Annotated in this window: 11 protein-coding genes; 8 read left to right on the top strand and 3 right to left on the bottom strand. The window is 59.0% G+C overall.

What is annotated here, in order from left to right; translation table 11 throughout:
* Positions 1 to 189: 189 nt before the first annotated feature.
* Positions 190 to 366, top strand: coding sequence for a hypothetical protein (locus FEE99_RS13225; RefSeq protein WP_016773747.1), 177 nt, complete (start codon positions 190 to 192; stop codon positions 364 to 366).
* Between the two features lie 74 nt (positions 367 to 440).
* Positions 441 to 2,597: a mechanosensitive ion channel family protein gene (locus tag FEE99_RS13220; RefSeq protein ID WP_041479310.1), complete on the top strand. Its 2,157-nt coding sequence runs from the start codon at positions 441 to 443 to the stop codon at positions 2,595 to 2,597.
* 47 nt (positions 2,598 to 2,644) lie between these two features.
* On the opposite strand, the gene FEE99_RS13215 is transcribed toward FEE99_RS13220, so the two are convergent.
* Together FEE99_RS13215 and FEE99_RS13210 are read right to left on the bottom strand one after the other, a co-directional pair.
* Positions 2,645 to 2,920: a bacteriocin immunity protein gene (locus FEE99_RS13215; protein WP_290127533.1), complete on the bottom strand. Its 276-nt coding sequence runs from the start codon at positions 2,918 to 2,920 to the stop codon at positions 2,645 to 2,647.
* On the bottom strand, positions 2,895 to 4,802 hold the full coding sequence (locus FEE99_RS13210) for an S-type pyocin domain-containing protein (protein WP_052392189.1): 1,908 nt from the start codon (positions 4,800 to 4,802) through the stop codon (positions 2,895 to 2,897). Before FEE99_RS13210 ends, FEE99_RS13215 begins: the two co-directional genes overlap by 26 nt.
* 304 nt (positions 4,803 to 5,106) lie before the next feature.
* Here FEE99_RS13210 and FEE99_RS13205 point away from each other — a divergent pair, with 304 nt between their 5' ends.
* Positions 5,107 to 6,441, top strand: coding sequence for an amidohydrolase (locus tag FEE99_RS13205; RefSeq protein WP_041479306.1), 1,335 nt, complete (start codon positions 5,107 to 5,109; stop codon positions 6,439 to 6,441).
* A gap of 529 nt (positions 6,442 to 6,970) precedes the next feature.
* On the opposite strand, the gene phnR is transcribed toward FEE99_RS13205, so the two are convergent.
* The gene (gene phnR / locus FEE99_RS13200) at positions 6,971 to 7,684 is read right to left on the bottom strand and encodes a phosphonate utilization transcriptional regulator PhnR (RefSeq protein WP_016773745.1); all 714 of its coding nucleotides are present in this window, start codon (positions 7,682 to 7,684) and stop codon (positions 6,971 to 6,973) included.
* A 349-nt stretch (positions 7,685 to 8,033) separates the two neighbouring features.
* On the opposite strand from phnR, the gene FEE99_RS13195 reads away from it, so the two are divergent.
* From FEE99_RS13195 to FEE99_RS13175, 5 genes are all read left to right on the top strand, one after another.
* Entirely contained in the window at positions 8,034 to 9,101 is a 1,068-nt protein-coding gene (locus FEE99_RS13195) for an ABC transporter substrate-binding protein (protein ID WP_041479304.1), read from the top strand.
* Between the two features lie 133 nt (positions 9,102 to 9,234).
* Positions 9,235 to 10,041, top strand: coding sequence for an alkaline phosphatase family protein (locus FEE99_RS13190; protein ID WP_041479302.1), 807 nt, complete (start codon positions 9,235 to 9,237; stop codon positions 10,039 to 10,041).
* Between the two features lie 5 nt (positions 10,042 to 10,046).
* A complete protein-coding gene (locus FEE99_RS13185; protein WP_162245414.1) occupies positions 10,047 to 10,883 on the top strand; it encodes an ABC transporter permease in 837 nt (278 codons plus the stop codon).
* On the top strand, positions 10,870 to 11,670 hold the full coding sequence (locus FEE99_RS13180) for an ABC transporter permease (protein ID WP_064361081.1): 801 nt from the start codon (positions 10,870 to 10,872) through the stop codon (positions 11,668 to 11,670). The genes FEE99_RS13185 and FEE99_RS13180 overlap by 14 nt, the downstream gene beginning before the upstream one ends.
* A complete protein-coding gene (locus FEE99_RS13175) occupies positions 11,667 to 12,656 on the top strand; it encodes an ABC transporter ATP-binding protein (RefSeq protein ID WP_016773741.1) in 990 nt (329 codons plus the stop codon). Before FEE99_RS13180 ends, FEE99_RS13175 begins: the two co-directional genes overlap by 4 nt.
* Positions 12,657 to 12,760: the final 104 nt, after the last annotated feature.

The raw sequence follows: 12,760 nt of genomic DNA, 5'->3' as shown, positions 1-12,760 counted from the left end.
CTGACAAGCTTCGCGAGCAGGCTCGCTCCCACAATGGAATGCCATTCACCTGTGGGAGCGAGCCTGCTCGCGAAATCGCCTGTGCAGACAGCAGAATCCTCCCGGCCTGATGCATTCCTGAGCCACATCACACCCCGCCTCGAAAACCCGCCTAGACTGCAAACATCCCCCACAGACAAGGCAGTCTTCATGATCTCGATGTCCTCCTTCCACGCCATGCTCATTCCCATCCTCAGCGGAATGATCCTGCTGGCCATCGGCTTCAACTTCCGCGACAAGAACGCCGGGGTGTTCGCCATGTGGATCGGCATGCTGATGATCCTCGCCACGGTGGTCTACAAGATCCTCGCCAAACTCAACGAATGACCGCGCCCGGCTCGCATTGAGCCAAAGGGCCTCGTACACTCCAGCGCATCCGCCTATCGCGAGGTTGTCTTCTGGTGTTCGCTCGTCTTTTTGCTTTGCCCGGTCTGCTGCTTGTCTGCCTGATGACGCTGCTGCCGCTGGCGCCCGCCCAAGCGGTCGGTCTGCCCGGCCTGCTCAACACTTCCAAGCCGCAGCCTGAAGCCGTAGAACCCCTTGGCCAGTCGCTGGACGAAGTGATCAAGTCGCTGGAAAACGACAAGCAACGCGCGCAGTTGCTCAGCGATCTGAAGAAGCTGCGCGACGCTACGAAGAAAGCTCAAGCCACCCCCGAAGAAGGCGTGCTGGGCCTGATCGGCGGCACCCTCGCCAGCTTCGAAAAACAGTTTTCCGGCGCCGACAGCCCGCTCACCCGCTGGTCCAACGAATTCGATCTGGCCAAGGACGAACTGACCAGCAAGCTGTTGCCGGCCAATGAATGGCTGCCGATCATCTTCGGTTTCGCAGTGATCCTGATGGTCTGGAGCCTGCTCGCCGCCGCGCTGATCTGGCTCAGCCACCGCGTGCGTCTGCGCTTCGGCCTCACCGAAGAACTGCCGCAACACCCCAAGGCCCTCGACATGCTGCGCTTTGCCCTGCGCAAGCTCGGGCCGTGGCTGATCGCATTGGTGATGACGGTGTACATGAGCTACGTGCTGCCGTCTTCGCTGGGCAAAAGCCTGGCGATGGTGCTGGCCTATGCCTTGGTCGTCGGCACCTGTTTCTCGGCGATCTGCGTGATCGCCTTCTCCCTGCTCGACGGCCCGCATCGCCATCGCGCGCTGTACATCCTGCGTCATCAAGCGTTTCGGCCGCTGTGGCTGATCGGCAGCTTCGCCGCGTTCGGTGAAGCGCTGAGTGATCCGCGCTTGGTCGAGAGCCTGGGCGTACATCTGGCGCACACCGCCGCGACCACTGCCAATGTACTTGCGGCGCTGTCGACCGGCCTGTTCATCCTGCGATTCCGCCGACCGATCGCGCACCTGATCCGCAACCAACCGCTGTCACGCCGCCTGACCCGCCGCGCCCTCAGCGATACCATCGAAATCCTCGGCACTTTCTGGTACGTGCCGGCACTGGTGTTGGTCGGCATCTCGCTGTTCGCCACGTTTGTCTCCGCCGGCGACACCAGCACCGCGCTGCGCCAGTCGCTGATCTGCACGGTGCTGCTGGTGTTGTGCATGGTGATCAACGGCCTCGTGCGCCGCCATTCGCTGAAACCGCAGCGCGGGCCGAAACGCCATGCGCTGTATTCGGAGCGACTGAAAAACTTCTTCTACACCCTGACGCATTTGCTGGTGTGGCTGATCTTCATCGAACTGGGCCTGCGCGTCTGGGGCCATTCGCTGATCGCGTTCGCCGAAGGCGATGGCCATGACATCAGCGTCAAACTGTTCAGCCTGATCGGCACGCTGATTTTCTCCTGGCTGATCTGGATCCTCGCCGACACCGCCGTGCACCACGCCCTCACCCGCTCGCGCAAAGGCCTGGCGAATGCACGGGCGCAGACGATGATGCCGCTGATCCGCAACGTGCTGTTCGTGGCGATTTTCATCATCGCGCTGATCGTCGCGTTGGCGAACATGGGCATGAACGTCACACCGCTGCTGGCCGGTGCCGGCGTGATCGGTCTGGCCATCGGCTTCGGCGCGCAGTCGCTCGTCGCTGACCTGATCACCGGCCTGTTCATCATCATCGAAGACTCGCTGGCCATCGACGACTACGTCGACGTTGGCGGCCACCTCGGCACCGTCGAAGGTCTGACCATCCGTACCGTACGCCTGCGCGACATCGACGGCATCGTCCACACCATCCCGTTCAGCGAAATCAAAAGCATCAAGAACTACTCGCGGGAATTCGGCTACGCCATCTTCCGCGTCGCCGTGCCATACAACATGGAAATCGACGACGCGATCAAACTGATGCGCGACGTCGGCCAGAAGATGCGCAGCGACCCGCTGCAGCGCCGCAATATTTGGTCGCCGCTGGAGATTCAGGGTGTGGAAAGTTTCGAGTCCGGCAGCGCGATTTTGCGCGCACGGTTCAAGACTGCGCCGATCAAGCAGTGGGAAGTTTCCCGGGCGTTCAATTTGTCGCTGAAAAGGCAACTGGATGAGGCGGGGCTGGATCTGGCGACGCCAAGGATGAGTGTGCAGGTGATTACGCCTGGGGTGGAAATCAAAAAGGAAAGCTGAACAGAGATGGCCCCCTATTGGCAGGTAATACCAATAGGGGGTAGCTTTTATTTATCTTTGAAACCGGGTTTACCATTAGCGGAACGCCAGTTTTTTACCTCCAAGACAACATTTTCAGGCCCATCCTTACCTTCCTCCGGGTAGTAAATCAAATCGTAACCAGATGGATGTTCAACTAGCCGAGAGAACTCAAGAATGGCAGCAATTTGTTGCTTCTCTGTTGTAAACCCGGAATCATATATTTTCCTGACAAACTCAAGAAAATCTTCCTCTCTCATATCCTGTATCGACCTCATATCAAAGCCCTTTATGAATTTCAACATGCGCTTTCGGGGTAACGATATTTATGTTGTCAGCATTATATAAATCCCCTCCCTCGGCCAAGCCGACCTTATGATGCAGTTCGTATTTCACTCTTGCTCCTGCTGAGTCGTTCATTCTAACTATTGGGGCTTTGCCCTTTTTCATTTCGTTCAAACTTGTTTCATTAAATAAGCCAGCCAGTTTTTCGTCATTGAAAACAGCTTTCCAGAATGTTTCTCTGAATGCTCTGAAACTGTTGAACTGACGACCCCGTAACTGATCAGCAATGTGCGATGGGATTGGCGCCCCATCACCCTGCGCAGCAGCCCCTAGCCATCCACCCGCAACCGGCGCTCCATGACCACTCGCCACCCCTGGATCATTGCGTCGATCCCGGAACATGACGTACTGCGGTGGCAGGCCCGATTCCGACGGGAAGACCAGAATGAAGTCGTCGAAACGAATGCTGCCCCGCCCTGGGTGAGCGTCGATCCGTCCTTCAATCGGCACGAGGTTGCCGCCGATATATCGCGGTGGGGACGGATTCTCGATGGGGAATAGCGTTGAACTGTCTGCCGGCGTTACTGTGGGTGTCCAGACCGCGGTTGTCGGCGGGATGTCAGTGAGCGTCGCGCTGTAAGTGTTGTTCCCTGCGTTGAAACCAGCTGCAACCACGCGAACGCCGGAAGGCCGTTTTGTCCCCGCTACCGGAACGACAAGCAACTCGGCGAGAGATCCCGTCAGTGGCCGGGCGCTCAAACGTACCGGCAGATTCAGTCGTGCTCTTTCGCTTGCCAGCCTGTCCAGATCAGGCAGTTGACCGGGCAGCAGATCTGCCAGTGGGAGGCTGAGCAGAAAGCGTTCAGGCAATTCCCCATTGCCCAACACCGGGGAGTAGACAAACGCACTTACCCCTACCATCAGACCGGACGCCGCGCCGGCAGCCACCTCCGATAAACCGGCCACCGCCGCGCGAATCGAAGCGGCAAAACCCGCCATCAGGTTGTCGGCAATCGCGACCGCACCCGCGGACGTCGCAAATACCAGTTGGGCGTGGCTGGTATTGCCCTGAAAGCGCAACAGGCTACTGTGCCCACCGGAGGTGTCCTGCCGGCGCTTTTCCTCAGCAACCCTGCGTGCTTCGGCTTCAGCCTCAAGCGCTGCCTGTTCCTCGGCACGCTTGCGCTCTAGTGCCTCAGCCGCCAAACGGGCCTGTTCCTCTTCGAGCCGCCTGATTTCATCGGCCGCGGCCTGCCGCGCCAGCTCCTCCGCCTGCCGCCGCGCCTGCTCCTGAGCGACGCGGGCCTGTTCCTGTGCAACCTGCCTGGCGTATTCCGCCGCCAACCGCGCCTGCTCCTGAGCGATCCGCTCGGCTTCCTGCGCTTGCACCACGGCAATCATGCCCTTGACCGTGGCCGACTGGCTGTTCAACACGCCAATGCCTTCAACCAGTAACTTGGCGTTGAACAGAGCGCTATAAGCCTGCCGTACGCTGACGCTGGCGCTTCGCCGATTGACTTGCGGTAAGCGGCCTCCGTTGAAAAAGGTTTCAACCTGGGCGTGGCCGAAACGTTCGATGGCCACGTCCTTGGCCACCAAAAGCGCACCAAACTTCCTGGCGATCAGGGAATCCCTGAATTGCATCTCCCGCGCCAGCGCATCCAAAGGCGGCAAGACACTTTGATCACCTGCTGCCCGCGCTTCTGCCAGTTCATTTTCAATGACCTGAGCAATATTCCTGGAAGTATCTTTATAGATACTTTCCATATCGAGTATTTCACCCAACGGCGCAAAGTTAATGCCTGGTCCCGAGCCGTCCCCTGCACCTAAATAATGTAAATATTCATCTTGTTTATCCGGACGCACAACAATCGGCGGAAGCGTTATTCCATTACGCTGCATTTATAAGTCCTCCATGGACAATAGTTTTGTCGCACTGACCCGTTACCCTCAAACAGCCAATAACGTGACCGGCACCTGGAGAAATTTATGGAAATAGATGTTGTGCGGTGCGGTACATGGTTATCGCCCGCGTTTTATCTGTCACGCCGGACGGAACTGATAAAGCGGTAGGAGTTTTCGCTGATAAATTATGCTCAAACGTAAATCTGTCGGAGCGCATAGCGCTTTCCGGACCCGATCGCACTTGCGTGCAAAGCCTTTGTCACAGGCAAGGAAGCCAACAACAATAATCAAGGAGAAGCCCATGCAACTGACGCGCATTGCCCAGACCCTTTTGCTCACCCTGGTCGCCAGCCACGCCAGTGCCGCGACGATGGACAGCGCCCGCACGCGCATCGCCGAGCAGGCGCAGAAGCTCGAGCCGGAGCTGCTGGAAACCCGCCGCGACCTTCACGCTCATCCAGAACTTGGCAACACTGAAAAACGCACCGCTGAACTGGTCGCCAAACAGCTGCAAGCCATGGGCCTGGAAGTGAAAACCGGCGTCGCCCGCACCGGCGTTGTCGCCATTCTCAAAGGCGCCCTGCCCGGCCCGACCGTCGCCCTGCGCGCCGACATGGACGCGCTGCCGGTCAAGGAAGTCTCCGACTTGCCGTTCGCTTCGAAAGCCAAAGGCACGTATCTCGACAAGGAAGTCGACGTCATGCACGCCTGCGGCCACGACGCCCACACCGCAATCCTGCTCAGCGCAGCGAAAATTCTGACGGGCATGCGCGACACCCTGCCCGGCACCGTGGTGTTCTACTTCCAGCCCGCCGAAGAAGGCCCGAGCGACTTCATTCCCGACGGCAAAAACACCTGGGGCGCGAAGATGATGGTCGAGGAAGGCGTAATGAAATCGCCGAAACCAGACGCAGTGTTCGGGCTGCACGTCTGGGCCGGCGTCCCCGCCGGCCAGATCGCCTACCGCCCCGGCCCGACCCTGGCCAGCTCCGACGACCTGCGCATCAAGATCCACGGCAAACAAACCCACGCCGGCCGCCCCTGGGACGGCATCGATCCGATCACCGTCGGCGCGCAAACCATCGTCGGCCTGCAAACCGTGGTGAGCCGCCGCACCGACATTTCCTCTTACCCGTCGGTGGTCAGCATCGGCACCATCAACGGCGGCACCCGCTACAACATCATCCCCGAATCACTCGACATGACCGGCACCATCCGCTCCTACGACTACGGCATCCGCCAGAAACTGCACAGCGACGTACGCCAGACCATCGAGAAAATCGCCGAAAGCGGCGGCGCGAAAGCCGACGTCACCATCATCGAAAAATACGACCCGACCATTAACAACCCGGCACTGACCGAGAAAATGCTGCCGACGTTGAAGTGGGCGGCCAAGGATGACGTGGTGCAGGGACCGCTGGTGGGTGGGGCGGAAGATTTCTCGTTCTTCGCCAAGGAAGCGCCGGGATTGTTTGTGTTTCTTGGAGTGACCCCGAGGGACCAGGACATGAGCAAAGCCGCGCCGAATCACAATCCGGGGTTCTTTGTGGATGAGTCGGCGCTGGTGGTTGGGGTGAGAACATTGGCGTCGTTGGCGACGGATTATCTGTATGGGAATGCGGCGGTGGGCAAGTAGAGAGGGGTTGACTGTGGGGGCGCTTTCGCGAGCAGGCTCGCTCCCACAGGGATCAAGTACATCCGACAGAGATTGGTCGGCTGACAGGCCGCCTTCGCGAGCAGGCTCGCTTCCCACAGAAAAGCGAAAGCAAAAACAAAAGATCGCAGCCTTCGGCAGCTCCTACACACGATGAGCGTTAGCTCGAGCACCGCTTTTGATCTTGATCTCGGAGCCCGTCGGCAGGCTGAGTGGAGGGATTGATCCGGGCGTGGGAGCGCAGCGACCGTACGACGCAGTCGTACACAGCGAGTGTAGGTGCAGCGAAGCAAACCGGAGCCGCTGCGCCAGGATCGATCCCGCAGCGAAGGAACCCCGAGCCCCAGCGAGCGGGCCGAACGTCAGGGCGCAGCCTTTTGGTTACTTTTTGGCGTTTGAAAAAGTGACCCGCCGTAAGGGCGGAACCATAAGAAGCCGTTACCGCAGCAACGGATATTCACCCAAACCCCCAAAACCTGGTCGGCCCAAAGGCCGCCAAGGTCAAAAAAGATCAAACCACATCAACCCCTACGTGAATCGCATCATGCCGCCAAAACTCCAGATCACAATCAATCAGCCGCCCATGCTGATCATAATTGACCCGAGCAATCCTCAATCCCGGACTCCCCACCGACACCCGCAAAGCCGCCGCCGCATCGACAGATAAAGACGTAGGCACAATCTCAAACCGCACCCGCCCATAGTGCAAATCGAAATGCCGCGCATACAACTCAGTGATCGACTGATTCAGATCAAACTCAAGAATCCCCGGAAAAAACTGCGGATTCAGGTAGTGCTCGACATACAACACCAGTCGCCCATCAATGCGCCGCGAGCGGCAAATCTGGATCACGCTCGACAACGCCGGCAGCTGCAACCACGCACACACCGCCGCCGAAGCCGGCTGCAACCGCGCCGAAATCACCTCGGTCGACGGCTCACGCCCCTGCGCACTGACCATCGCGTGAAAATGACTGCGCTGCATCAGGTTGTACGCCAGACGCGGCGGCGACACGAACCAGCCGCGCCGCTCCTCACGATAAATCTGCCCTTGCGCCTCCAATTGCAACAGCGCTTCACGCACAGTGATCCGCGTCGTCCCGAACAACTCGCTGAGCTTGCGTTCAGCGGGCAACTTGCTCCCGGCCGCCAGCAAACCATGATCGATCTGCTCCTGCAGCACCTGGCCAATCGCTGTCACCGCTTTCGTTGCCTCATCGCGCATCAACGTTACCTATCTGGACTAGACCAGCACTGTTTCAGGGCAAATCCGGGCGCTGCTCAGAGCGCTTTCGTGTGTTGCAAGCCTAGGCAGTGCAGATGACCGACAGATGACAAAACTACCCAACGGTCGTTTTCACGGCTTGCAATACATCGGCCAAGTCCCTTGCGTATCGGGCCTGCGTCATGGTCTACGCTTGTTTGGCAACGGCCAATCCCGGGCGGAGAAAAGATCAGCCACAAGGCCATCGACATCAAAATGTCATCCAGCCCGCCTAAATTGGCTCAGGTATTGCTGACCTAGACCAACCCAACCGCAATCGCAGCGTTGAACACGACCAAGGAGCTTCGGAATGAAACAGCTTTTCCTGGCAACACTGTTAGGCTCGACCATTGCAATGTGCAGCGCCGCCATGGCGGCCGACACCGATCTGAAAACCCTCGAAGCCGCTGCGAAAGCGGAAGGCGCCGTCAATAGCGTCGGCATGCCCGACAACTGGGCCAACTGGAAAGGCACCTGGGATGATCTGGCTGCGAATTACGGCTTGAAACACATCGACACCGACATGAGTTCGGCTCAGGAAATCGCCAAGTTCGCCGCTGAAAAAGACAACGCCACCGCCGACATCGGCGACGTCGGTGCTGCCTTCGGCCCGATCGCGGTCAAGCAAGGCGTGGTGCAACCGTACAAGCCAAGCACCTGGGATCAGATTCCGGACTGGGCCAAGGACAAGGACGGCAACTGGGCACTGGCCTACACCGGCACCATCGCCTTCATCGTCAACAAGAAGCTGCTGAACGGCTCCGACGTGCCGACCAAATGGGCTGACCTGAAAACCGGCAAATACAAGGTTTCCATCGGTGACGTGAGCACCGCTGCCCAGGCCGCCAACGGTGTTCTCGCCGCAGCACTGGCCAACGGCGGTGACGAGAAGAACATCAAGCCTGCCTTGCTGCTGTTCGCCGACCTCGCCAAACAGGGCCGTCTGTCGATGGCCAATCCGACCATCGCCACCATGGAGAAAGGCGAGATTGAAGTCGGCGTGGTCTGGGACTTCAATGGCCTGAGCTACAAAGCCAAGATGGCCAACCCGGATGATTACGTAGTGCTGATTCCATCCGACGGCTCGGTGATTTCCGGCTACACCACGATCATCAACAAGTACGCGAAAAACCCCAATGCCGCCAAGCTGACGCGCGAATACATCTTCAGCGACGCCGGCCAGACCAACCTCGCCCGCGGCAACGCCCGGCCGATCCGCGCCGAACACCTGCAATTGCCGGAAGACGTGAAAGCCAAACTGCTGCCGAACGAGCAGTACAAGAACGTCACGCCGGTCAAGGATGCCGACGCGTGGGAGAAGACCTCCAAAGCCCTGCCGCAGCAGTGGAACGAGGAAGTCATCGTAGAGATGAAGTAATCCTTCATCTGTAGGAGCTGCCGAAGGCTGCGATCTTTTGATCTTGCCCTTTAAAAGCAACATCGAAAGATCGCAGCCTCCGGCAGCTCCTACACAGATTGGTTCCAGATTTGTTTTCGGAGTTCTTGCCCCTATGAAGCACAACGTCATCCTTGTCGTGCTCGACGGCCTCAACTACGAGGTTGCGTGTCACGCCATGGGGCATCTGCAGGCTTATGTTGGCGCAGGACGCGCCGCGCTCTATCAACTGGAGTGCGAACTGCCCGCCCTGTCCCGACCGCTTTACGAATGTATCCTCACCGGCGTGCCGCCGATCGACAGCGGCATCGTCCACAACAATGTCTCGCGCTTGTCCAACCAGCGCAGCATCTATCACTACGCCCGTGATGCCGGATTGAAAACCGCCGCTGCGGCGTATCACTGGGTCAGCGAGTTGTATAACCGCTCACCGTTCGTGGCTGCGCGCGACCGCCACACCGACGATCCGACATTGCCGATCCAGCACGGGCATTTCTACTGGAACGACCATTATCCGGATTCGCACCTGTTCGCCGACGCGGAGAACCTGCGCCTGCGTCATGCACCGGATTTCCTCCTGATCCACCCGATGAATATCGACGACGCCGGGCACAAGCACGGCCTCGACAGCTCGCAATACCGCAACAGCGCGCGCTCGGCTGACGTCATCCTCGCCGACTATCTGCAGAGCTGGCTCGACGCTGGTTACCAGGTGCTGGTGACCGCCGACCACGGCATGAACAACGATCGTTCGCACAACGGCCTGCTGGCGGAAGAACGTCAGGTGCCGCTGTTCGTCCTCGGCGAGGCGTTCAGCCTCAACCCTGACGCCACGCCGACGCAGACCGAGATCTGCGGCACAATTTGCGAACTGCTCGGCGTACCCCACGACAAACCTGTGTGCCGGGAGCTGCTCAAGTGAATGCCATGACTCGCGGCAAATGGCTCGCGGCGCTGTGTCTGGTGCCTTTCGCGCTGTTCTTTATCGTTTTCGAAATCGCCCCGCTGGTCTGGGTGATGATCAACAGCCTGCAATCGGAAGAGTCCGGCTGGGGCCTGGCCAATTTCAGCAAGATCTTCGGTTCGAAGTTCTATCGGCAGGCAATCCAGTACAGCCTGGAGATCAGTTTCTGGTCGAGCGTATTCGGCATCATCATCGCCGTGCTCGGTGCGTACTCTTTGCGTCGAGTGGATTCGAAGCTGCGCAACTTCGTGAATGCCTTCGCCAACATGACCAGCAATTTTGCCGGCGTGCCGCTGGCGTTCGCGTTCATCATCCTGCTCGGTTTCAACGGCAGCATCACCATCATGCTCAAGCAGTCGGGGATCATTCAGGACTTCAACCTGTATTCGAAAACCGGCCTGATCATCCTCTACACCTACTTCCAGATCCCCCTCGGCGTGCTCCTGCTCTATCCGGCGTTCGACGCTCTGCGTGAAGACTGGCGCGAGTCCGCCGCACTGCTCGGCGCCAACGGCTGGCAGTTCTGGCGGCACATCGGCCTGCCGGTATTGACCCCGGCGTTGCTCGGCACGTTCGTGATCCTGTTGGCCAACGCCCTCGGCGCCTACGCCACGGTTTATGCGCTGACCACCGGCAATTTCAACGTTCTGCCGATCCGTATTGCGGCGATGGTCTCCGGGGACATTTCCCTTGACCCGAACCTGGCCAGCGCCCTGGCCGTGGTGCTCGTGGCGCTGATGACCATTGTCACCGTCGTGCATCAATTGCTGTTGAAGAGGAGCTACCATGTCTCGCGCTGAATCCGGCCCGGCCGGCCTCTACCACCGCGTCGTGGTTTATCTGCTGTTCGCCATTCTGCTGTTGCCGCTGCTGGGCACGTTGGTCTATTCGATCGCCAGCAGTTGGTCGGCAACGATTCTGCCCAGCGGCTTCACCTTCAAGTGGTACATCCAACTGTGGAGCGATCCGCGCTTTCTACATGCATTCGGCCAGTCGCTGATTGTCTGTATCGGCGCGCTGGTGCTGTCGGTGGTGCTGATCCTGCCGCTGCTGTTCGTCGTGCATTACTACTTCCCGAAACTCGATGCACTGATGAACATATTGATCCTGCTGCCCTTCGCGGTGCCGCCGGTGGTGTCCTCGGTGGGGCTGTTGCAGCTCTACGGTTCCGGGCCGATGGCGATGGTCGGCACACCGTGGATTCTGATCGGCTGCTACTTCACCGTGGCGCTGCCGTTCATGTACCGCGCGATCACCAATAACCTGCAAGCGATCAACCTGCGCGACCTGATGGACGCCGCGCAACTGCTCGGCGCAAGCACTTTTCAAGCGGCGTTTCTGGTGGTGCTGCCGAACTTGCGCAAAGGCATGATGGTGGCGCTGCTACTGTCTTTCTCGTTCCTCTTCGGTGAGTTCGTGTTCGCCAACATCCTCGTCGGCACGCGCTACGAAACCTTGCAGGTATACCTGAACAACATGCGCAACAGCAGCGGCCACTTCACCAGTGCGCTGGTCATTTCGTATTTCTTTTTCGTGCTGGTCCTGACCTGGATCGCCAACATCTTGAACAAGGACAAAAGCGAATGAGCTACGTCAGCGTCCAACACCTGCAGAAAAGTTACGCCGGCACCACGGTGTTCAGCGACATCGATTGCGAAATCAACAAAGGCGAGTTCGTCACCCTGCTCGGCCCGTCCGGGTGCGGCAAGTCGACTTTGCTGCGTTGCATCGCCGGGCTGACCCCGGTGGATGGCGGCAAGATTTTGCTCGATGGCGTCGACATCGTGCCGTTGAGTCCGCAGAAACGCGGTATCGGCATGGTCTTTCAAAGCTACGCGCTGTTCCCCAACATGACCGTCGAACAGAACGTCGCCTTCGGCCTGCGCATGCAAAAGGTCAACGCCGATGACAGCCACAAGCGCGTGGCAGAAGTGTTGAAACTGGTTGAACTGCACGACTTCGCCAGCCGCTATCCGCATCAACTGTCCGGTGGTCAGTGCCAACGCGTCGCCCTCGCCCGTTCGCTGGTGACCCGCCCGCGCTTGTTGCTGCTCGATGAGCCGCTGTCGGCGCTCGATGCTCGGATTCGCAAGCACTTGCGCGAACAGATCCGTCAGATCCAGCGCGAGCTCGGCCTGACCACGATCTTCGTCACCCACGATCAGGAAGAAGCGCTGACCATGTCGGACCGGATTTTCCTGATGAATCAGGGCAAGATCGTCCAGAGCGGCGACGCCGAAACCCTCTACACCGCGCCGGTCGATGTATTCGCCGCCGGCTTCATCGGCAACTACAACCTGCTCGACGCCGATGCCGCCTCAAAGCTGTTGCAACGGCCGATCAACCACCGCATCGCCATCCGCCCGGAGGCCATCGAACTGAGCCTTGACGGCGAACTCGACGCGCAGATCCGCAGCCACAGCCTGCTCGGCAACGTCATTCGCTATCGCGTCGAAGCACGCGGCGTGGAACTGGTGGTCGACGTACTCAACCGCTCCGCCGCCGATCTGCATCCCGACGGACAACGCCTGGCACTTTCCATCGATCCGACGGCGTTGTGCGAAGTTGCTTAAAAGCAGCTGCAAGCTGCGAGCTACAAGCTTCAAGTTGTAGACTGCGGCGTACTTGATTCCAATTCTTACAGCTTGAAGCTTATGGCTTGAAGCTGTTCTCGGAG

Source organism: Pseudomonas sp. ef1 (assembly GCF_007293365.2).
GTDB classification, from domain to species: Bacteria; Pseudomonadota; Gammaproteobacteria; order Pseudomonadales; family Pseudomonadaceae; genus Aquipseudomonas; species Aquipseudomonas siliginis.
Note: the sequence above shows the minus strand (reverse complement) of the source record. Positions and strands in the feature narration are given on the sequence as shown.

Coding starts and splice junctions, on each gene's coding strand:
- FEE99_RS13225 (WP_016773747.1), top strand. CDS start 190: ATGATCTCGATGTCCTCCTTCCACGCCATGCTCATTCCCATCCTCAGC.
- FEE99_RS13215 (WP_290127533.1), bottom strand. CDS start 2,920: ATGTTGAAATTCATAAAGGGCTTTGATATGAGGTCGATACAGGATATG.
- FEE99_RS13210 (WP_052392189.1), bottom strand. CDS start 4,802: ATGCAGCGTAATGGAATAACGCTTCCGCCGATTGTTGTGCGTCCGGAT.
- FEE99_RS13205 (WP_041479306.1), top strand. CDS start 5,107: ATGCAACTGACGCGCATTGCCCAGACCCTTTTGCTCACCCTGGTCGCC.
- phnR (WP_016773745.1), bottom strand. CDS start 7,684: ATGCGCGATGAGGCAACGAAAGCGGTGACAGCGATTGGCCAGGTGCTG.
- FEE99_RS13195 (WP_041479304.1), top strand. CDS start 8,034: ATGAAACAGCTTTTCCTGGCAACACTGTTAGGCTCGACCATTGCAATG.
- FEE99_RS13190 (WP_041479302.1), top strand. CDS start 9,235: ATGAAGCACAACGTCATCCTTGTCGTGCTCGACGGCCTCAACTACGAG.
- FEE99_RS13185 (WP_162245414.1), top strand. CDS start 10,047: ATGACTCGCGGCAAATGGCTCGCGGCGCTGTGTCTGGTGCCTTTCGCG.
- FEE99_RS13180 (WP_064361081.1), top strand. CDS start 10,870: ATGTCTCGCGCTGAATCCGGCCCGGCCGGCCTCTACCACCGCGTCGTG.
- FEE99_RS13175 (WP_016773741.1), top strand. CDS start 11,667: ATGAGCTACGTCAGCGTCCAACACCTGCAGAAAAGTTACGCCGGCACC.